This is a genomic window from Sanguibacteroides sp. AM78-02pH3A (assembly GCF_027666085.1).
GTDB lineage: Bacteria > Bacteroidota > Bacteroidia > Bacteroidales > Marinifilaceae > Gabonibacter > Gabonibacter massiliensis.
On sequence record NZ_JAQEHX010000003.1, the window covers coordinates 71,506 to 92,731 of the forward strand.

At 42.2% G+C, this 21,226-nt stretch carries 13 protein-coding genes; 5 read left to right on the forward strand and 8 right to left on the reverse strand.

Features of this window, described 5'->3' with window-relative positions; translation table 11 throughout:
* Window positions 1–132: 132 nt before the first annotated feature.
* The 7 genes from PGR74_RS05285 to PGR74_RS05315 form a co-directional block, all read right to left on the reverse strand.
* Window positions 133–2,790: a zinc-dependent metalloprotease gene (locus PGR74_RS05285; protein ID WP_041505059.1), complete on the reverse strand. Its 2,658-nt coding sequence runs from the start codon at window positions 2,788–2,790 to the stop codon at window positions 133–135.
* A gap of 86 nt (window positions 2,791–2,876) precedes the next feature.
* The gene (locus PGR74_RS05290) at window positions 2,877–3,965 is read right to left on the reverse strand and encodes a thioredoxin family protein (protein ID WP_052649382.1); all 1,089 of its coding nucleotides are present in this window, start codon (window positions 3,963–3,965) and stop codon (window positions 2,877–2,879) included.
* 23 nt (window positions 3,966–3,988) lie between these two features.
* Complete coding sequence (locus tag PGR74_RS05295) at window positions 3,989–4,927, reverse strand: hypothetical protein (protein ID WP_041505060.1); 939 nt, start codon at window positions 4,925–4,927, stop codon at window positions 3,989–3,991.
* 29 nt (window positions 4,928–4,956) lie between these two features.
* A complete protein-coding gene (locus PGR74_RS05300; RefSeq protein ID WP_041504125.1) occupies window positions 4,957–6,546 on the reverse strand; it encodes a RagB/SusD family nutrient uptake outer membrane protein in 1,590 nt (529 codons plus the stop codon).
* Window positions 6,547–6,561: 15 nt separating this feature from the next.
* Entirely contained in the window at window positions 6,562–10,173 is a 3,612-nt protein-coding gene (locus PGR74_RS05305; RefSeq protein ID WP_236684964.1) for a SusC/RagA family TonB-linked outer membrane protein, read from the reverse strand.
* 143 nt (window positions 10,174–10,316) lie between these two features.
* Entirely contained in the window at window positions 10,317–11,483 is a 1,167-nt protein-coding gene (locus tag PGR74_RS05310) for a FecR family protein (protein ID WP_052634770.1), read from the reverse strand.
* A 116-nt stretch (window positions 11,484–11,599) separates the two neighbouring features.
* Window positions 11,600–12,211, reverse strand: a complete 612-nt coding sequence (locus PGR74_RS05315; protein ID WP_236684965.1) for an RNA polymerase sigma factor — start codon at window positions 12,209–12,211, stop codon at window positions 11,600–11,602.
* A gap of 215 nt (window positions 12,212–12,426) precedes the next feature.
* On the opposite strand from PGR74_RS05315, the gene PGR74_RS05320 reads away from it, so the two are divergent.
* From PGR74_RS05320 to PGR74_RS05340, 5 genes are all read left to right on the forward strand, one after another.
* Window positions 12,427–13,590 carry a FecR family protein gene (locus tag PGR74_RS05320; RefSeq protein ID WP_052634772.1) on the forward strand — a complete coding sequence of 388 codons (1,164 nt, stop codon included), beginning with the start codon at window positions 12,427–12,429 and terminating at the stop codon, window positions 13,588–13,590.
* 78 nt (window positions 13,591–13,668) lie between these two features.
* Window positions 13,669–16,962, forward strand: a complete 3,294-nt coding sequence (locus tag PGR74_RS05325; protein ID WP_236684966.1) for a SusC/RagA family TonB-linked outer membrane protein — start codon at window positions 13,669–13,671, stop codon at window positions 16,960–16,962.
* Window positions 16,963–16,985: 23 nt separating this feature from the next.
* Entirely contained in the window at window positions 16,986–18,440 is a 1,455-nt protein-coding gene (locus PGR74_RS05330) for a RagB/SusD family nutrient uptake outer membrane protein (protein WP_041504127.1), read from the forward strand.
* A 12-nt stretch (window positions 18,441–18,452) separates the two neighbouring features.
* On the forward strand, window positions 18,453–19,145 hold the full coding sequence (locus tag PGR74_RS05335) for a DUF4843 domain-containing protein (protein WP_041505063.1): 693 nt from the start codon (window positions 18,453–18,455) through the stop codon (window positions 19,143–19,145).
* A 26-nt stretch (window positions 19,146–19,171) separates the two neighbouring features.
* Window positions 19,172–20,527, forward strand: a complete 1,356-nt coding sequence (locus tag PGR74_RS05340; RefSeq protein WP_041505064.1) for a hypothetical protein — start codon at window positions 19,172–19,174, stop codon at window positions 20,525–20,527.
* Between the two features lie 91 nt (window positions 20,528–20,618).
* Here PGR74_RS05340 and PGR74_RS05345 read toward each other — a convergent pair whose 3' ends face one another.
* A complete protein-coding gene (locus PGR74_RS05345) occupies window positions 20,619–21,170 on the reverse strand; it encodes a 2-oxoacid:acceptor oxidoreductase family protein (RefSeq protein ID WP_041504130.1) in 552 nt (183 codons plus the stop codon).
* Between the last annotated feature and the right edge of the window lie 56 nt (window positions 21,171–21,226).

Genomic DNA, 21,226 nt, shown 5'->3' on the forward strand with positions numbered 1-21,226 from the left:
ACTGTTCTTTTTACCGTTTAAATCGGTTGTTTTGTAGAATGAAATAAGTAAAACCGCCCGAAAACTTTAGTTTCCGGACGGTTTTTTAACACACACAAAAAAATTGAAACATTAAATATAAGACTTGTCTTATCAGTTTTTGGCTTCTTTGGTCAAACGTGTCAATTCGAATAACATGGCTTGATAATGTTCTCTGGAATCCCGATTCGGGGCCGTGTTTATGGCTTGTTTCAATAGCTTTTCGATCTTTATCGCCGTTGCCCACAAAGTGGTATTTGTCTCTTCGATGGTTTTCAGTTCGACTTTTCTTTGCCATCTGTAGCCTCCTGTTCCGAATTCGTCGGTAATCAATTTTTTGGCTACAGTACCGGCTCCCTGTTCTGCCTCTATCGAGCGGAATTCGTCGATATAGCGTTCGGTCAATCCCGTTTTGTCCAGTCCATAGAGATAAATTTCTTCGAGTGAAGGTAAAAATGCCTCGTCGGAGGTGAGACCCATGGTAAGTTTTTGTTTGTTTTTATCTGCCAGAGTGCTTGCCATGGAAGTAATCATCATTTTTTGCATGATTCTATCCCCGGAAGTAACTTTTCGACCTTTAATAGCGCTCTCCCAAATACCACTATATAAGTCATCGAAATACTCTTTTATCGTGTAAGGGTCTTTGGAAACGTGAGCGGACAATAACACGTTATTCCGGGATTTCCATAAAAGTTCGGCGGTTAAATCCTGAATTTTAGTGGAGATGGCCACTCCTAAGCCGATTTTATTGGTAATCTCTTTATTATCTAACCAATCGCAGTTTTTAGTCTGGTTCAATACCCATTTCAACGCGGCGCGTTGTGTATTTTTGGGGACCGACTGGAAGCGTTTACCCGGTGTTCCGTCTTTTACTTCGTTGAGGTAGATACCACCCACGTTATACATAACGTTATTTATATAGCGGAAATATTGATTGCTAATTGAATTATATAGTTTTGTCCGTTGTTCGACATCCGGATCATCCGTGATCCATTGGTTCAGGTGAGACAGTACGTATTTCAGGTTTTTGATCCCGTAATCTCCCGCTTTCATGGCATTATCTCCCAAATCTTCTTCTATGGATGTCGGGTCGAATCTGGAATAAATTTGTTGTTTGCCGTAGCGATAAATCGGATCATTGGCCTTTTCGTCGACCCAACTTTCCACTATTTTTGCCTCGTCTTCGGCATTTTTAGCTTTCGGGAAGTAGGAATACAACCATTTTACCGCGTATTCGTCATATATACCTAAATCGGGAGGAGAGAGGGAGACTCCCTTATCTGTAGGTTGTGCCACGTAATTGTACCGGGCGTAATCCATGATCGAAGGGGTTGTCCCGTATTTTTGGGTAAAAGAAGCAGAACGTAATGAATCCACGGGGTAAGCGGCAGAAGAAGCCATGTTGTGCATAAAACCGAGCGTGTGTCCGATCTCGTGAGCTACTGCATAAGCAAGGGATTCATTTATCACGTCATCGGGCATTTTCTTGGAACGTACCCTCGGGTCGACTTGTGCCGTCTGGGTGAAACGCCATTCGTTGATCAATCGGATCAAATCGTTGTAAATGATTACAGACGCGTTGATGATTTCTCCGGTTGTCGGATCTACCCAAGAGGGACCCATTGCATTAGGTATATTGGTCGGGATATAGCGGATACAAGAATATTTTAAGTTGTCCGGGTCAAACTCGGGATCATCCTTCGGGAAATCCCGAACTTGCATCACGTTTTTAAAACCTATTTTTTCGAAGGCCTTGTTCCAGCGTAAAACGCCATCTTTGATAGGTTGTCTCCATGTTTCCGGGAAAGCATCATCCACGTACCACACGATCGGTTTTACCGGTTCGACCAATTCTCCGCGTTCGAAAGCCGCTACATCCGAGGGTTCTAAACGCCAGCGATTGGCAAATGAAATGGCTCGCATGCCATCCTCTTTGTCCGAGAGGGATTTTTTTCCTGTCAAGAAGATGCCTACTCGGGCATCTGAATACCTGGGACGCATTTTATGTTCGGGTAATAACAATAAAGAGCGGGTGGTGTTCACGGTAAAAGGTTCGTTGGAAAGCAGGGTGATGAGTCCCAGCATATTGATTGAAACACTATAAGAGTATGATGTTTTGATTACCGCGTTATCATCAAAAGCTTTGATTTCTCCTAATCTGGTTCCTCCTGTTTTAGGAGTTGCTACTACGGAAACAACGATACTACCTTTGGTGACTGGAGACATCTCCGCGCCGGTAAATAAGGTGGTCATGTTTAATACCACGGCAGTACTGTCGTTATTATATGCTTCGATCTTGTAGGTATTGATGATCGGGTCCAAAAAGTTCCGATTCCTCATTACCTCTTCACGGGATTCACTCGTGTTCAGTTCGGTGGAAACGTTCACTCTCTTCATAAATACTGTGCTGTCCTCCATGGTGAATTTTATGTGCATGGGAGCTTTTTCTTTGAAACCGATTTGACAAAACATATCGTCACTCGTTTCCGAGGCTACGGAGGCCAGTAACATATCGCGTCCCATATACTTCACCGGGATTTCCACGTACAATTTACCCTCGATCTTGTGTAAATTGATAAACTTGCTTTCAGACGTTTGTCGTCCCGGCTTTTTCATTAAATTCTCGTAGGGGGTCTCTTTCTTTTTGGGAGCTACCTGCTCGGTCTTGTCCTTCTCTTTTTTCTTTTTCCTTTTTCTGGAAGCGCCATCGGCCTCGTTAACACAGGGAAAAATCAGTAGTGTCACTACAAATAATACTAACCATTTTTTCATACATCATTATTTAAAATTATACAATACGGAGGAATTCTTCTTGTTTTTATCTTTCATGCTAAAATCAGATTTTTCCTATAATTTATTTACTTGTCCAGATCGTCAATCATTTTTCCGAACTTCTCTTTGTCAGATGCGGTTGAGAAAGCAGTCAAAATCTTGTTCTTTAATTTTTTTATACCCGATAGAAGGGTCTCGTTCTTATTTTGGTGCGCAATTTGTAAAACCTGGGGTAATATATAGAGATTACCCTGTCCCGAGGTCATCATGGTTTCGATCGCACGAAGCATTTTGTCGGTGTCATTTAGCAGGGTCGCTTCCAGAAAGTCGAGCTGTTCCAAAAGTCCGGTTTTGTTTTTCATGTCGATCGTCGAGAGTTGACGACGCAGATCGCGTATGCTGTCTGTTGTTTTTTTCTTGTCGATAGATTCCCCTTTTGCAAGAGCATTCGTGTAGGAGTTAATGATTCCTGAGAAACATTGATACAGAAATAAATCGATGTTTAATTCTCCTACGTTTCTTTTGAATGTATCTAAGTTTTCCAACACGAATGAAAATCCGTCGTCCCCGTATTTTTGGTTTTCAAGTAAAAACCAGTAATCGGCCTGCATTCTTTCCTCTTTGCTTAAACGGGCTGTTAACTCCTTCAGTACTTCCATGCTTCGTTTTCGTTCGGCGGTTTCTTTTAAGAGAAAATAGTAGTTTTTCAGCTGTTCGTTGTTCATTCGACCGGAGGCATGTAAATTTTCCTGATAACCGAAAGAGTTTTCTGTTACCATTCCCCGTTTTACTTTCGTGACGAAATCTTCTGCGTTAAGGCTGCTGCCTACTAATTTATGATATAATGTTCCGTCCGGATTCAAGATCAAATAGGTCGGGTATGCTTTGATGTCGAATTTTTTTCTCAGTTCGGCACCTTCTTTTTCCATATCGTACTCCACGCTGATAAACAACGGGTTGAAATAACTGCCGGCGGCGGGTTGTGTCAATATCTGTTCTCTCATTTGCTTGCAGGGACCGCACCACGAGGTGTAACAGTCGATAAAGAGATACTTTTTTTCGGTTTTAGCTTTGGTGAGGGCTTCTTTGAAACTCAGTTTTTCAAAGTTCACGCCCTGACCGAAAGCTAAAACAACAGATAATATAAATGCCGGAAGAAGAATAATTCTTTTCATAACACCTTTTATTCAGTAGTTTATTAAAATTGTTTGTTCTTTTTCAGGAACTCTTCGAACGCTTCTACCCATGTTTTTACCAGATCGAACTTGCGGAGTATTTTAGGGTAGTCTTTGTACTTTTCTTTTAATTCATCTTCTCGTCCGCGATAGGCGTAAAAGTAGGTAATGTACTCGATAAGGTCTTCTTCGATCGATGGCGATCTGTAACCTTTTCCGTCTTTTAGAAGAGAAACCCACCTGAAAAAACTTTGTTGTTCGGGGCTTTCCATGGGATATAGGCCGACGTTTTTATTGTAATTCGATCCAAACCATAAACCTTCGTCCGTTATTTCTGAAAATGTTTCCACACCTTTGTCATAATTTGCCTGAATCCAACTTTTACTTTTGGCAGCTAAGATGCGACAGGCCCATATATTCAATTCCTCGTCTGTCATATCCGGAAGCTTGTGTAACTCTCCTATCGTGACACCTTTCAGACTTTCGGGATAGATAGCGACTTCTCCCCAGATGCGCGTATTGAGATCGCTGAAACCTTTGTACAAGGTATCGACCAATAGTATGGAAGAGGGTCTGTATATTCCGCTTTTAGGTAAACGGGGAAGCACTTTTTCCTGGATAGCATGTAGTGCTTTAAGCATGGCTGCGGAGTCGGAGGATATTTTTATGGATACGAATATGTCCGTGCTGAAAATATGATATCCGGGTTCAAACAGTACCAGATCTTTTATCGGATTTCCGAAATGATCCACGCGATCGCTCCCCTGATGAATAGTATCATTGACAAATATGGGCATATTGTCATTTGTATAAATGCTGTAAATTAACTGGTTGACTTCTCCTGATTTCTTTTCGATAACGAACCAGTCTAACATGTTTTCCGTGGCAAACACCTTCTCTTCCTTGTCACAAGCGGAGAATAGGAGGAGGGATAAAGTTAGATAGAATAAATATTTTAACATGTCTTTGCGTTTAAATGTTTAATAATAGATTAGTTGCGATCTTCTCTCGGCGGATTGTCGATCAATACTCCGTTGTTGAAAACAAGTTCTTCCGGAGGTATGGGTAATACCCAGGCATTGTCTTCTCCGTAAGGTTTCAGCTTGTAGATTCTGTCCAACGGAGCTTTCTCGCCATAACTGGTTGCTGATCTGTATACCGCGTGGGATATGGACCTTTTCTCCGGATATTTGTGGGAGACCGCGTAACGGCGTAAATCGAACCAGCGATGTCCCTCGAAAGATAACTCTTTACGCCGTTCTTCCCGGATGAAATCGATCATGCTTTTACCGTTCAGTCCGTCGACAGACGGATATTTGTGGTCGGCATAACGTTTATCCATCAATGCTTTTAAGGTATTTGCGGCTTCCGGTTGATCCAGCATAGCTTCGGCTTCGGCTTTATTCAAGTAGACTTCGGCAGCCCGGAGAATAAACGAGTCGAAAACGGTCGGTTTCGGAAGTGTAATATTCCAGTTCGCGTATTGATTGTCCGGACTTTTTCTCATGTAGTAGTTGGAACTCTCTCCCGATGTCCTGGACTGTTCCAGAAAACATGTTTTCCGTAAATCTTCCAATCCTTGGCTTTCGTACTTGGAGTATAAAGCGTACAATTCGTCGGAAACTCGATAGCGTACATTACCAAAGTTGTTATCCATTAACAAACCGACGGTTGGCGAACCTTGCGTGAAGAAAACCTCCGGAGAGTCCGACGTGTTGAAGTAATCGCGCTCGGTTTCTCCCGGGACGCCGTTTCCCGGATTAAAATCATTTAAATCTCTTAGCTTGCATCCCAATTCCATGATTTTATTACACTCGTTGATCGCTAATTGCCATTCACCCATGTATAGATAGACGCGACTTAACAGGGTACGGGCGGAAACTTCATTTGCACGGTAGATCGTGGGTTGTTGTATCCCCTCCAAATTGTTTATGGCATCTTGCAGATCCGTCACGATTTGTTTATAAATAGTGGCTACGGATTCTCTTGCGAAATATTTTGCCTCGATGTATTCTGTTAAATTCAAAGGAACACCCGGGTCCCGATCTGCTGTTTCCCGTGAATACGGGTTCGCGTAAAGGTTTACAAGCATGAAATAGTATCCGGCCCGTAGGAATAATGCTTCGCCTTTGATGCGCCGCCTCATTTCTATGGGATCGGAAGGAAATTCTTTCACGTAAGAAATAATTACGTTCAAATAGCCGATGTGTTCGTACATTCTTTTCCAATCGACATCTTTAAAAATAGATCCGTTATACCCTATGAAAGGATTTTTCGCCCATGCATAAAAATTTCGCATGTAGTATACGGGATTACCAGCGAAATCAAGAAATACTTGTCCTGTCAGGCTCTCTTCTGAATCATCGTCCATGATATGCAGATAGGGATAATAACCGTAATCCGAACCATAATAAAATAGGGTCAGATTGTCCGATTGCTTCATATACCCGTTTCCGATCAAAATCTCGTCCAGATCGGCACAGGAGTTGGCATAGGTCAGGTCTTGCGAGTACTCGTGCAGGAAGTCGCCGCAAGAGACACATAAAAAGGCTCCTATAATTAAATTGAATATCTTTTTCATAATACCTTGTCTTACTTAAAATGTAACATTTAATTGTAATGAATAAGTGGGTCTTACGGACATGTTAATCAAGTCCGACGTTCCGGATTGCGAGGGATCCTGTCCTTTTAATTTGCGGCTGCATATCGTGAATAAATCAGTCCCGCTTATGCTGACATAGGCTGATTTGAGATATAGTTTTTTACAGAATTGATCCGGTATGACATAACGCAATGAAGCACTTTGCAGTCTTACATAATTTCCGGATACGACCCGTGTATTTGAATTGTCGTACATATCCCAAATGTTTCGGGCGAATTTGTAGGGTTCGTTACTCCACCACGGATCGAGTGTTTTGGACCATTCGGAATGAGGTAATATCCCCGGAATATTCGTGTGTGATTCATCTCCGGAACGTTGCCAACGTTTCGTGAGCTCTTTACGAAGATTTCTTTCCGGTCCTACGATACTGCCGTCTGAAGGATACATTCTGAATAGCCGGATTTTGGAACCGAAGCTGTAAGCTAAATTGAAGGAGAGACCTAAATTTCTCCAGCCGAGATAGTTGGAAACTCCCCCCTGTAAAAAAGGTTCGCGACAGCCGGAACGTTCCATCACGGTCATGTAAACCTCTTCTTTATCCATACCCGCGTAAACCTCTTTCATGTCGATTTTTTCGCCTTCACGGGTTACGAATCGATCCGCACCGTAAAAAAGGGGAGCACCGTTACGGGGATCCAATCCCTTGAATTTGTAGGAATAAAACGTGTTTAGTGGCTGTCCGGAAACTTGTACACTTCCGTCTAAATAATTCGAGTAGGTTATTTCATCCTCTATTAGCTTATCTTTGGGGGTAACCTTATCTATTAATTGATTGATCACCGAACCTAAATTGGGGTTGAAACGCCATATGAATCCTTTGCGACTGCCGTTTGTTCCCATCGTGTTGACCGGGGTTAAATTTAAAGTGACTTCGACTCCTTGATTGGTCAAATGCCCTGCGTTGACCGTGTAATTCTCAATTCCGTTTACGGTCGATACTTTTTTATTTAAGAAGGCATCCGACGTGTTACGGTAATAGTAACCGATAGAGCCTTGTACCTTATTTTGAAACAAGGAAAACTCCAAGTCGATATTGTATGTAGATGTTTTTTCCCATTTTAAATTCGGGTTGGGGTATCTGTTGATCGTAGAAAAATACTCGTTAAACAATATATTTGTTCCTTGTCTCTGAATGATTAATCGGGGAGAATCCTGAGCCGACATGTTTCCCTGGTAACCGAACGACATTTTAAGGGCAAGCATATTCAGCCAACTCACGTCGCTTAAAATGTTTTCATGCATGTTCCAGCGACCGGATACGGACCAGATCGGTAGCAGCCGGTCGTTACTGGCATCTCCGAATTTGTTGGAAGCGTCGATTCGCATGTTGGTATTCAAAATATATGAGTTTTCGTAAGAGTAACTTACGCTTCCCACGAGTCCCACTAAGTTGGTCAGGTTGTGGCTCAAGCGTCCCAGTGCCTTGGGGGTCATCAACCATTTTTTATAGTCAGGATATTTGTTGCCTTCAATATCGATGGCATCGAATATCATCCCGCGTCCTGGGAGGTATCCCCGTCTGGTGATACTGAAGCCGGTGTATTTGGAAGAGCTTAATTCTCCGATGACATTTGCCGTTAGCTGATGGCGTTGGTTTTCGTCCAACATTTTGTTGAAATTCAGAGAGGCTCGCAGGCTATAACTGTTGTTTTTCGTGTTGCTGATTTGTAATTCTCCCCCCACCGGACAAGTCGAGAAATTGGAGATTACTCCGGTTTCTCTGTCTTTTCGCCGTAGATTGGAAATATACCAGGTATCTTCGCCGAAATAAATTTGTTCATTCGTGTGCGATACGTTATAGGCAAACACAACTTCCGCTTTCAAAAAAGGAAGGACTTTGTACCCTAAATTAAGATTCAGGCCGATTTGATCCGTATCGATGTCGTCCGAGGAGTTTTTGTATTCGTTGATAATATTGAACGCATGCTCCTCGTTGTTGTTGGTCCCGCTTGTCAGCCGTTGATAATACAGTAAGCTTCCGTCTTTGTTGTAAGGGGAAACGCTTCGTGAAGTGTTGTAAGCGTAGTCGGTCATCCCGACATCTTTCGGGGTATACTCTTTTTTCTGTAAATTGGCATTTAGACCAAAATGCAAGGAGAAACGCTTGTAATCTACATTTAAGTTGACCAAACCCGAATAACGTTTATTCTGTTCTCCCCGGAGGTTACCTAATTCATCCATGTATCCCAAAGAGGCGTAATAACGTATGTTGTTCGTACCTCCGGACAGACTCAACGTGTGGTTCTGGGAGTATGTGTCTCGCATCAATGTGCCCAACCAGTCCGTGTTTGCTGTTTCCATGGCACGGACCGAATTGATGAATTCATCGTGGGTGATCACCTTGTTACAATAATCATAATAAGCGGATTCATATCCGACCCAACTTTTCAAATCCGGGATGGCTAACTGGGCGTTGATCAACTCCCGGGAATAAGCGATGCGTTCTTGAGAGTTCATCACGTTTACCGAGCGGTCGGTGTAACGGGGACGAAGCCGGTAGGTCCCAGACACGGAATAAGATATGGACGGTTCGCCGACCTTACCTTTTTTCGTGGTAATGACGATGACGCCGTTGGAAGCCTTGGGGCCGTAAATGGCAGTTGCCGATGCGTCTTTCAGGACGTCGATCTGGTCTACGTCGTCCGGGTTTAATCCGGAAATGGCATTTCCCAGCAGATTCACGAAATCCAAATCATTGACGGAAGCCGGATCGACATTCACCGGATCGGTTAGGATGATTCCGTCCAATACCCACAATGGAGCCGTGGATCCTAAAATCGTGGTCGTTCCCCTGATCTTAACCTTGGGTGTTGCTCCCACTTGTCCCGAATTACGTATAAAAATCATCCCCGGCACATGACCTTCCAGCATTTGGTCTACGGTGTTGATGCCTGCCACGGCAATGTCTACTGCTTTCAAAGAAGTTACGGAGCTGGTTAAATGACGTTTGTCTACTTTGTAATAACCGTAAGACACCACTTCATCCAATGTAGCGGTTTCTTCCTTCAGGATCACGTGAAGCGGTTTTCCCTCTTTCGCCACTTTTTCCACGGACTTCATCCCGATAAATGTAAACAATAATACTATTTTTGACGTGTCATTGGGAATCAGTAGTTTGAATTCTCCTTTCGTGTCTGTAGCCGTTCCTATGGTTGTCCCTTTCAATCTTACCGTTACCCCGGGTAAGGGAATCGAATCTCTATCCGTGACTTTGCCTTGTATCGAAACGTTCTTTTTCTCCTCCTGCTGACGTTTGCGAATAACCACCGTATTGTCCATCAATTCGTAATATAGACCCGTACCTTTCAAACAAATATCCAATACTTGTGTGATCTCCATATCTTTGATATCAACCGTAATCCGTTTATTGTTTTCTACTTGTTCGTGATTATAGACAAACAGATAATCGGACTGCTGCTCGATTAGTTTAAATACTTTTTCCAGTGAACTCTCTTTTACCTGAAGCGAGATTTTGGTATTTTGAGAATACAAAGCGGCGGATAATGGCATCGAACTAACAAATAATAGAATAAATGTTAATTTCATTATGTCCATCGCTTTTTTTAAAATACGATTCCTTAAAAATCGCATTTGTCGATTTTTCTTCATAGATTTGTTTTGCTAAAAATTAAACACATTGTTGTTTTTTAAGCTGTTGAAAGGCCTAATTTTCAACAGCTTTTTTGTCATTATTTCGAGATTACCACGGTTCTTCCCTGCATGGTAAATTTTATCGCACCCGTTTTTTCCAAAAAATTCAACATTTCGTTGATATCACTATGGCGACGTATAGTCCCGGTAAAATGTAAATCTTTTACTTCAGGAGTTTTATAATTAATTTCGACATCGTACCATCGGGACAAGATGTTCAATACTTCTTCCAGGCGTTGTTTATTGAATACAAACCATCCATCCTTCCAGGCTACGAATTCTTTTGTATCTACTTCGGATAACGTAACCTTTCCGTTTTCTTCCCGGAGCTGCATGGAAGGATGAAGCAAGTATCCCTGTTTTTTAATAACTATTTCAACCTTACCCGTCACTAACGTGGTCACGAAGCTTCCGTCGTAATTGTTGATATTGAAGCTTGTTCCTAATACCTTGATCTCGTTGTCGCCCATTTCCACGATAAAAGGTTTTTCCTTGTCTTTCACGACCTCGAAATAGGCCTCCCCGTTCAATTTGATCCGGCGTTCTTTTCCGGTGAATCGTGAAGGGAACTCCAATTCTGAAAGTGAATTCATCCATACCCGGGTACCGTCTGCGAGGATCAGTTTATATTCGCCTCCTTTCGGTACGATGATTTGGTTGTTTTGCGCTTCTCTTTCCGTGCTGCCGGAGTCCTTTGTAACGGTTACGATTCCTTGATCTTCCGATTGAATGATCGCACCGTCTAATCGGGTGTTTATTTCGGTTTGACCGTCTAATACATAGTGTTCGCCATTGGCTAATTTCAGAAATGCTTTATATCCGCCTTTTGGGGGAATAACCGTTTCCCGGGTAATCGTTGTATCTTTGGTTTGCGGTTCCATGATGAACTTATAGCCGATCCCTAAACAGACGCCAATAAGCAGAATGGCGGCATATCGCGTTAAAACTATTTTGCGTTTTGGTTTTTGGTAAATCCTTTTCCGGATAGTATTCCAACTCTTCTCTTTGTTCTCTTTTTTCCGAAAATGAAACCTTTTTTGCAATGATGATTTGTCTTGTATCCGGTAGAGTAACTCGCTATGGGTAGGAGACTCCTCAATCCAGCAACGGAGTGCTTTTTCTTCTTCCGGAGTTAATGTCCCGTCCAAGTAGTGTTTTATCAACCGGATTCTTTCCTCTATGGTCTCGTTTAAATCTTTTTTCATCTCTTCGTATGGTAACGACCCTATTGGGGGCATCATATTAAATACAAAGAAGTCGTCCGGGTGGACGACAGAGAAAATGATTTTTTTTGAATTTTTTTCTATAGGCGTACGGATAACTAAAATCCTAAAATGATGGAAATAATGAAGAGATTATTCAGTTTAGTTTTTAAAGCTTGCCGTGCACGCGCTTTGTGGGTTCTCACTGTATTCACGGAAATGTGCATAATTTCTGCAATTTCTATGTTATTTTTTCCTTCGAGATGCATCAGTATTACTTTTCGCTGTTCGCTCGGTAATTCGTCGATCTCTTTCATCACCAGGCGATATACCTCCTCTTCCACTACCATATCGGCAAACCCTTCTTCGGAGGCCAGCAGTTTACATTCGTTCTGGTATTTTTCTTCTAACTTTTTAATGCGGATATAATTGAGGCAACGGTGACGCATGGATTGATAGATAAACATTTTTAAATGCAAGCCGGATTCGATGGTTTCTTTGGCTTTCCACAGATTGACAAAAACATCCTGAACAATATCGATAGCGACCTCTTCTTCTTTTAACATACGCGTACCGAATATGCACAGGGAGTCGTAGTACATCTCGTAGTAATAGCGAAATGTCTCTTCGTGTCCCTCTCTGAAGGAAGTCAATCTGTTTTCAGGAATAATAGTCATGTATTCTTGTTTACTATCTATAAACGAATGTCGCAAAAATACATATTTTTCCATTGGTACCAAATTGAAATAGAATAGAAGGTATTTATTTTCGTATTGAAATATAATGAAATATTGTTGCGTTAATATAGTTTGTTCTGTTTTTACGCTCCCGGGAAACGTTTTTTTCGGATTACCTCGATTTTTAAGAACCGTTCTCATTTTTTTTAATGGGGTTGTCACCCATTTGCGGAAGAAGTGTGTTTGTGGTGTATAAAAGATGCAAAGAAATGAAAAAAGAAAAAGAGATATACGAGTTGATTGTTGCTTACCTGCGGGAGGTTATTTCAGAAGAAGAGAAGATGGAGTTGCAGGAATGGATGGATAAGCATGAAAGTCATAAACGTTTATTTGCTGAATTATGCGATAAAGAGCGAATGAAAGAGGAGATCGGACAATACGCTTCGTTTGATACGGAAGGCCGATGGAAACAGTTTGAAAAGAATTTGGAGCAAGAGAGGAAAAGGAGCAGAAGGGGCGTCATTTGGAAGATCAGTGCCGCGTCTGTTGCGGTTTTGTTGGCGGTAGGCATAGGTTTACTTTACTATCCTTCGAAAAAGGAGAGTGTTAAACGGAATGCAGAGGTCATGGCTATCGTTCCCGGGGAGACTCAGGCTGTTTTGATATTGGGCGATGGACGGGAGGTCGTTTTAAAAGGAATGAGAGACACTACTTTGTTGACGGGAAGCGGTGAACAAATCCGGGTGGATGAAAAGGGTGAGCTGCAATATGCTTTGTCTGAAAAATCGAATATACCGGAGATGCATACTTTGCGGATTCCGCGGGGAGGGGAGTACAAAATAACCTTGGACGATAGTACGCGGATATGGTTGAATAGTGAAACCCAATTTACCTATCCTGTTCATTTCACGGGTAAGGAACGGAAAGTAAAGGTAACGGGAGAGGCTTACTTTAAGGTGACGGAAAATAAGGAAAGGCCTTTTATCGTGGAAACGGATAAAATGAATATACGCGTATTGGGAACCTCTTTCAATGTTACGACTTATTCGGACGAGGAGGAAAGCAATACCACATTGGTGGAGGGGAGGGTCGAAGTCTCTTTACCGGGAAGTACTGAAAAGATCGTACTGAAACCGGGAGAGCAGGTTTTGATACGGAAAGAAAAGGCAGAGGTACGGAAGGTAAACACGAAATTATATACCTCCTGGATGCGGGAGCGTTTCTCGTTCGAGAGCGAAGATATGGAAGCGGTTATCCGCAAGTTATCGCGCTGGTATGACGTCAGTTTCTTTTTTACCAATCCGGAGATGAAGCAAAAGCGGTTCACGGGTAGTATCCCGAAATACGAAGAGATCCACCGGGTGTTGAAAATGATGGAGATGACGACAAGTATTCGTTTCTCCGTAAAAGATAAGACCATTATTGTACGATAAAATACAGGAAGTGCAGCGAACACCTCCTGTATGGATTGAAAAATTGATGTAGTATAAACAATTTAACCTTACAAAGGTATGAAAAAAAAGTCAAACGTAAGGGGTAGTGATGGGACTGCCCTGAGAAAAATCTGTACGATCATGAAACTTTGTATGTTTCTGTTGCTGTTTACGATGCTTTCTGCTTCTGCACGCAGTTTGGCCCAAGAAACACGGGTTTCTATGGAAAAGAAATCGATTAGTTTGCTTACCGTATTAAAAGAGCTGGGTGAAAAAACCGATTACGAATTCTTTTATAACGATGACGAGGTGATGCGCTGGAAAGTTTCCGTCTCGGCGAAGGAGGCGACAGTGACGGAGATTTTGGACCGGGTATTAAGGAACACCTCGCTTACTTATAGTATAGTGGATAACATCATCGTTATTTCACCGAAACCTGAAGAAAAAGCAAAGCGTTGGCGAGTATCCGGTACGGTAAAAGACGACAAGGGAGAACCGATGGTTGGAGTTACCGTATTCTTGAAAGGAACGACGATCGGAACGGCCACGGATCCGGCTGGTAAATTCGACTTGAACTTTTTGAAAAAAGACAGTGTAACGGTCGTATTCTCTTTTATCGGCATGAAAACTCAGGAACGTCTTATAAAAGATACACTCGTTACCGATATGGTGGTTACCATGGTGCCGGAGGTCGATGAGTTGCATGAAGTGGTTGTTACCGGTTTCGGTAATAAGTCGAAGAATAGTTATACGGGTTCCGCTACCAGTATCAGCAGGGAACAGTTGATGAGTGCCGGTTCCAAAAATTTGTTGACCAGTTTGGCGGCTTTTGTTCCGGGAATGCAGGTCGTGGCGAACAATGAACGGGGATCGGATCCCAATACCCGTCCGGAGATTTTGATTCGCGGAAGGAGTAGTTTCGAAGGCTCATCCAATGTTCCGACCTTTATCGTGGACGGGGCGGAGGTAAATTTGGATTACGTGTTCGATATGGATATCAATGATGTGGAGAATGTTACCGTGTTGAAAGATGCTTCTGCTTCTGCCCTGTATGGTGCGAAGGCATCGAAAGGAGTAGTCGTGATTACCACGAAACCGTTGAAGGAAGGAAAGATGAGAGTTTCTTATAGCGGGACATTTCGCACTTCTATCCCGGATTTAAGTGATTATCATTTGTTGAATGCCGCGGAAAAATTGGAATACGAACGGCGGGCTCGTTTATATATCGATACGGAAAAGGAACAATATAAATTGGACGAATTGTACAACGAGAAATTCCAGCGGGTGAAAGAGGGTGTAAATACGGATTGGAAATCCAAGCCTTTACGTAATGCCTTTACGCAGAATCATAATATTAGTATTGCCGGGGGAAACGAATATGTAAGATATAGTATGACCGCCCGTTACGGTAGTGATCAGGGCGTTATGAAAGAGTCCAAGAGGGATCGCTATTCTTTCGGTTTTAAATTATCTTATAACAAGCAGGATAAGGTATACGTGTCTAATATCATGACGATTACTTCGGTTAATAACGTGGAGTCCCCTTACGGTTCATTTAGTCAGTGGACGGCTTTGAATCCTTATGACCGGGCCTATTTGCCGGATGGTTCGATAAATCTGGATTTATCCTATATTGATCCTAATGCACCGATTCCTCTTCACGAGGTTTCTTTGGGAAGCTATAATAAAGGTGAACAGTTTTATCTGAATAATGTGTTGGATATAAAGATAGAATTACTGAAGGATTTTCGAATAGAAGGTCAGTTATCGTTGAATAAGAGTAAAAACGATACGGAGGTATTTGTCTCCCCGTTGTCAAATCGGTTTAAAGGCAAATCGGCTTCGGAGTCTGGCTCGATTGAGATTTCCAATACCAAATCTATGGATTATTCCGGAAGGTTGATGTTATCATACAATAAGATGTTTGGTCCTGGTACTTTACTAAGTTTATTGGCAGGGGGAACCATTCAATCCACCGAAAGTAATTCGAACGGGTACAGGGGCATAGGAATTTTTTCAGACAAATTGGCACATCCTGCTTTTGCAACCAAATACCCGGAGGGGGAAGCGCCGTCGGGATCTCAGGATATTTCCCGTACGATGGGTGTTTTTATGAATGCCAATATGATTTATGACGACCGTTATTTTTTAGATGCTTCCATTCGTTACGAGGGAAATTCGAAATTCGGCTCGGAACAACGTTACGCTCCTTTCTGGAGCGTGGGAGCGGGATGGAACATTCATAAGGAAAAGTTTATGCAGTCTTTGCGGGCGGAACGCTTGAAATTGCGGGGAAGTATCGGATATACCGGTAATGCTTCGTTCTCTCCTTACCAGGCGATGACGACTTATAAGTACGATTCGCAATTGGATTATGGCGAAGGTATTGGAGCGGTACCGATGGCGATCGGTAATCCCGATTTGAAATGGGAACGGACGTTAACCTACAATGCTGGATTAGATGTTGTGTTTTTTTCACGTCGATTGGATATGAGCGTGGATTACTATTATAAACTGACGGACGATCTGTTGTTGGATGTGGCGAAAGCGCCTTCCGTAGGAACCATCACGGCGAAGGAGAATTTGGGAAAAATAGCCAATACCGGTATCGAAGTACAAGCCAGGGTTGAAGTATTGAGAAATAAAAATTGGAATTGGGCACTTTCTGTGACGATGCAACATAACCGGAATAAGATTAAAAAGATCAGTAATGCCTTGAATGTAATGAACGACTCCCTGAATGCAAAAAAAACGGTGATGCCGCCTCCGGTTTACGAAGAGGGACAATCCACGTCGGCCGTAAAGGCCGTAAAATCGGGAGGGATCGATCCGGCGACGGGAATGGAGATCTATATCGATAAGCAAGGAAATCCGACTTTCGTGTATGATTATTGGGACAAGCGGGTCTATGGAGATTCGGATCCGGATGTGTCCGGAACGTTCAATTCCTATCTTAATTGGAAGGGAGTTTCATTGAATATGCTGTTTCAGTACTCTTTGGGTGCGACGATATATAATCGGACACTTGTGACGCGGGTAGAGGGGGCTAATCCTAAAAAGAATGCTGATCGCCGGGTATTGGAGAGTAGATGGAGTAAAGTGGGGGATAGAGTGAAATACAAGGATATAGCCGATGCTTCTATTCCTGAGATTACCAGTCGTTTCATTCGGGATGAATATTATCTGAATATGTCGAGTTTAAGTGTTGCTTATGATTTTACATCCCCGTTTTGTTCTAAATTGTATTTGAGTCGGTTAAGGGTGGAATTTTTGATGAATGATCTGTTCCGGATTTCGACTATAAAACAAGAACGGGGATTGGACTATCCTTTTGCCAGGAGCTTTGAATTCTCGATTAGTGCAGCATTTTAGTATTAACGGTAAAAATAAGAGTTATGAAAGAAGGAATATGCAATATCATATGGGTAATATGCTGTGCCGTAATGTTGTTAAGCGGATGCGACAGCTTTTTAGATGTACAACCCAAAGGTATAGTGGAACAGAAAAAACAGTTTGAAGATATTCAGGGATATCGGGATGCCATGTATGGTATTTATGCTTCTATGGCTAAACCGGAATTGTACGGGAAGGCGATGAGTTACGGTTTTATGGATCAGATCGGGCAGCTTTTTTACGCCAAATATCTCGGTTCTTATCAGGATGTCGAGGCTGCTTCGAAGTTTGATTATAAAAGTCAGTTTATAGAGGGAATCATCCGGAATATCTGGGAAAAGGCTTACGAGGTAATTTCCTATGTAAATAATGTTATTGAAAACGTGGAGAAAGAAGATGTCACTAAAGACGGAGATTATGTTCTGATAAAGGGAGAAGCCTATGCTTTGCGCGCTTTTCTGCATTTCGATATCATGCGACTATTCAGCGATAATATTTTGCGTCATCCCGATGCGGGAGGTATTCCCTATGCTGCAATTTTCGGATTGGAAAATAAACCTGTTTATTCGTTGAAGGAGTGTTATGACCTTGTTCTGAGTGATTTGCAAAAAGCCCAGGAGGCATTGGTCGGCGATAATACCATCCGGAATAGCAAGGCGAATTCTGTTTATCAACAGAATCGTCGTTCCCATTGTAATCAATATGCGGTTTGGGGATTGAAAGCCCGGGTTTTTCATTACAAAGGCGATTTGGACAGTGCGGCGTTTTATGCCGAAAAGGTAATCGGGGCTCGGACAGAATTGGCTTTAACGGATGCAGCTCAATACGAGGGTGTAAAACGGTATGATAAAGATAATAAAGAACTGATGTGGGGGTTATATACTTCCCGATTGTATCAGATCTACTATGATCTTTTTTTGCAGAGCGATCTGGGGCAAGGAAGTGTTTTGTGGGTAAAAGCAGGTGTTTATGATTTTTATGAGATCGGATCCGTTTCCGCGGATAATAAGGATAAACGTTTTAACGCTTTTTTCACTTCGGATAAAGGATTTTCGAACGAGTATGTTTTTACGAGGTTATTAAGTAAAGAAGAGAAAGCTTATTACTTTACGGGTATATCTTTATTACGTTTACCCGAGATGTATTATATTTTGGCTGAAGCGACTTATGCTAAAGATAAAGATAAGGCATTGGAATATTTGAATGCGGTTCGAAGGACCCGAGGATTGAAAGATATGATTTTGTCTCAGGTACCTTCGTTCAAAGAGTTCCGGACTGCCCTCGTAAAGGAGAGATGTAAGGAATTTTGGGGAGAAGGTCAGGTATTTTTCTCTTATAAACGAGAGCATATGCCTTTTATGAACGCGACCAACGCGTTTGAGATAGAACCTTCTTCTGCTATTTTTAATTTGCCTTGGCCGAAGAACGAACTGGAATACGGGACTAAAAATCAATAATACGGATAAGCAATGAAAACAATATTATGTATTTTGGGGATTGCATTGGGCCTGATCGTCGTCGGATGCAATGAAAACGGAGATAGCGGTTTTTACGATAACGTGTACCGTGTTTATTTTCCGAAAGACAGTATACGCTATAATTTTGGAGATAAGCCCGTGGAGTTGACCTCCTATACGGTAAACGTGCCCGTGGAGGTATTGGGATTACCCGCGGATAAAGAGATGAGTATAAAGGTTTCGGTTGACGAAAAGGCGACGACCGCTCCCGAAGGGGCGTATGTTGCTATTCCCACGGAGATCCTGATAAAAAAAGATTCTGTATTGGCTTATGTACCGGTGGAGTTGATACGGGCTGATATTCCTTCGGAGAAAGATACTACTTTTCATATTGTGTTAAGATTGGAGCCTAACGATAATTTCGAATTAGGAGTAAAAGAAAGTTTACAAAGTGTGGTCGTGTTCAGCAATTTTCTGGCAAAACCGGATTGGTGGATCGGATTGCAGGACTATTGTCTGGGTATTTTCCAAAAAGAAAAATACCAGAAGATGATTGAATTGTGGGGAGGTCCGATTACGTTGGATGACTTTTTTTTCCGAAGTGCAAAAATCATAAGTGTAGCCAAAGAGATGTATTATTATTTCCAGGAGCATCCCGAATACGGTATGGTATTTCCTCCTGAAATAGTTTGGCCTTACGAATAGTAATTACCTGTTAAAATAGATGACTTATGAAGAAATTTATATATATCATATTGGGTGTGTTTGCAATGGTTTCTTGTATTCATGACGAATCGAATTTGGGAGAAGAGCCCATTTCCCGCTTGTCTTTTGTGAAAACATTGCCGAAAGAGTATCCTGTTGAAAAAATGAGCCGGTTTGTGCTGGAAGCCCCTGAAGTAAAGCAGGAGAATCAGGAGAAGTCTTTGTCCTATGAGTGGCAGATTGATTACGAAATCGTCTCCACGGAAAAGACGTTGTCGTATGATTGTAATGTTGCCGGAGAGTTTCCGTGTCGTTTGAAAATTTATAACGAAGACGGAGCTGTTTTTTACGAATTCGTGTTAAAAGTTCCTTATCCTTACGAGGAGGGAATCGCTCTTTTAAGTGCATATGGGGGAGAATCGATGGTTTCTTTCCGTAACGTAATGCAAGAGGGTGAGGTTTTTCAAAAGCATGTCTATCGTTTGAACAGTCCGAATGTCTCTTTGGGGAAAGAACCGAAGTCTATCCTCTATAATGCCAATTATGCGTCCGTTTATATCGCTGCCGAGAATCCGGTGAAAGTGGTAAGAGTGGATGCCAGAACGATGGAGGTTCAGAATGTTTTAAAATATCCGGAACCCCGGTTGGATCGGATGATTGAACGCGGTAAATACGGAATCTTTTTTGTAGGAGGAGGCCGTTTTCTGAATATGGATTGTAAAACGGAAAATTATATCAATACTTTTCAACAGGCGTTGACGGGTAAGTGGGGATCGATGCCTGATGCCTATGTGGATGACCATATTATATATTACGAGGGAACTTGGTCCTCCAAAACGGTTATTTTCGATAGGACCAGTAAATTGTTTCTCGTCGAGGGATATATGGGACCTGAGCGGGTTTATGAGGATATCTTATGTGATGTTTTATTGGCTGCATTACCGGCACAAAATTCTAAAAACTACGTTCTTGTTTTTAAAGATAATGCGGGGCAGATAAAGGTTGCTCACGTCGGAGTGGATAATGTTCGGGTTTTGTCCCAGTATTCCGATACGAAAGGGAGTATAACGGAGAGTAGTTGTTTCCTAACCAGTAAAAAGGAGACTCTGCTTTATTATTCCAAAGGAAATGAAATATATCGTTATGACTATCAATCGGCAGGGAATTTTCCGGTAAGTTCGGACTATACCGTGGGAGAAACCGGGGATGTGATTAAAGAGATGGTATTCGATCCCGAGGAAGAGAAACTTTATGTGGCATTGGATGCCGCTTCGGGAGATTACAAAGGATGTGTTTATTGTTACGACTTGAATACCAAGGCGCTTCTCTGGCATGAAAGAGGGATTGCGGGAGAGGTTGTCCGGATGATTTACAAAAAGTAAGTTGAAAACGGTAAGGAAGGTTTGCCGATAAAGCATTTCTTCGATGGTTTCAAATGATTAAAAAACCTCGCCGGTCGGCGAGGTTTTTTATTTACAGTTGATTTACGACTTCAACGTGTTGCATTCCCGTTTGGATAGCCTCGATATTCATCGGGATCATCTTGTGATGACGGGGAGGAAGCGATTTTTGTAACCCTTTTTCAACATTGTCTAACTTCACGATGGGTTTTACTTTTAAGAAACCGCCTAAGACGATCATGTTGAAGATTTTCGGATTACCGGCTTCAACGGCAAGAGCAGTACCTTCGATTTTGTAGATGTTGATGTCTTTTCTTGTCGGTTCGTGAGTAATTCCGTTCGGGTCATAAATCAGGGTTCCGCCGGGTTTTACCATCGCCTCGAACTTATCCATGGATTGTTGGTTAAGAACGATGGCGGTATCGTATTTGGTCAAGATCGGAGAACTGATGCGCTCGTCGCTCAGGATCACGGTCACGTTGGCGGTACCTCCGCGCATTTCCGGACCATAAGAAGGCATCCAGGCAACTTCCTGATCTTGCATAATTCCGGAGTAAGCTAAAATCTTTCCCATGGAAAGAACTCCCTGACCTCCGAATCCTGCTATAATAATTTCTTCTGTCATAGTTTTAAAATTTACGATTTGCGATTTATGATTTGCGATTCAGACAAGTAATCTAC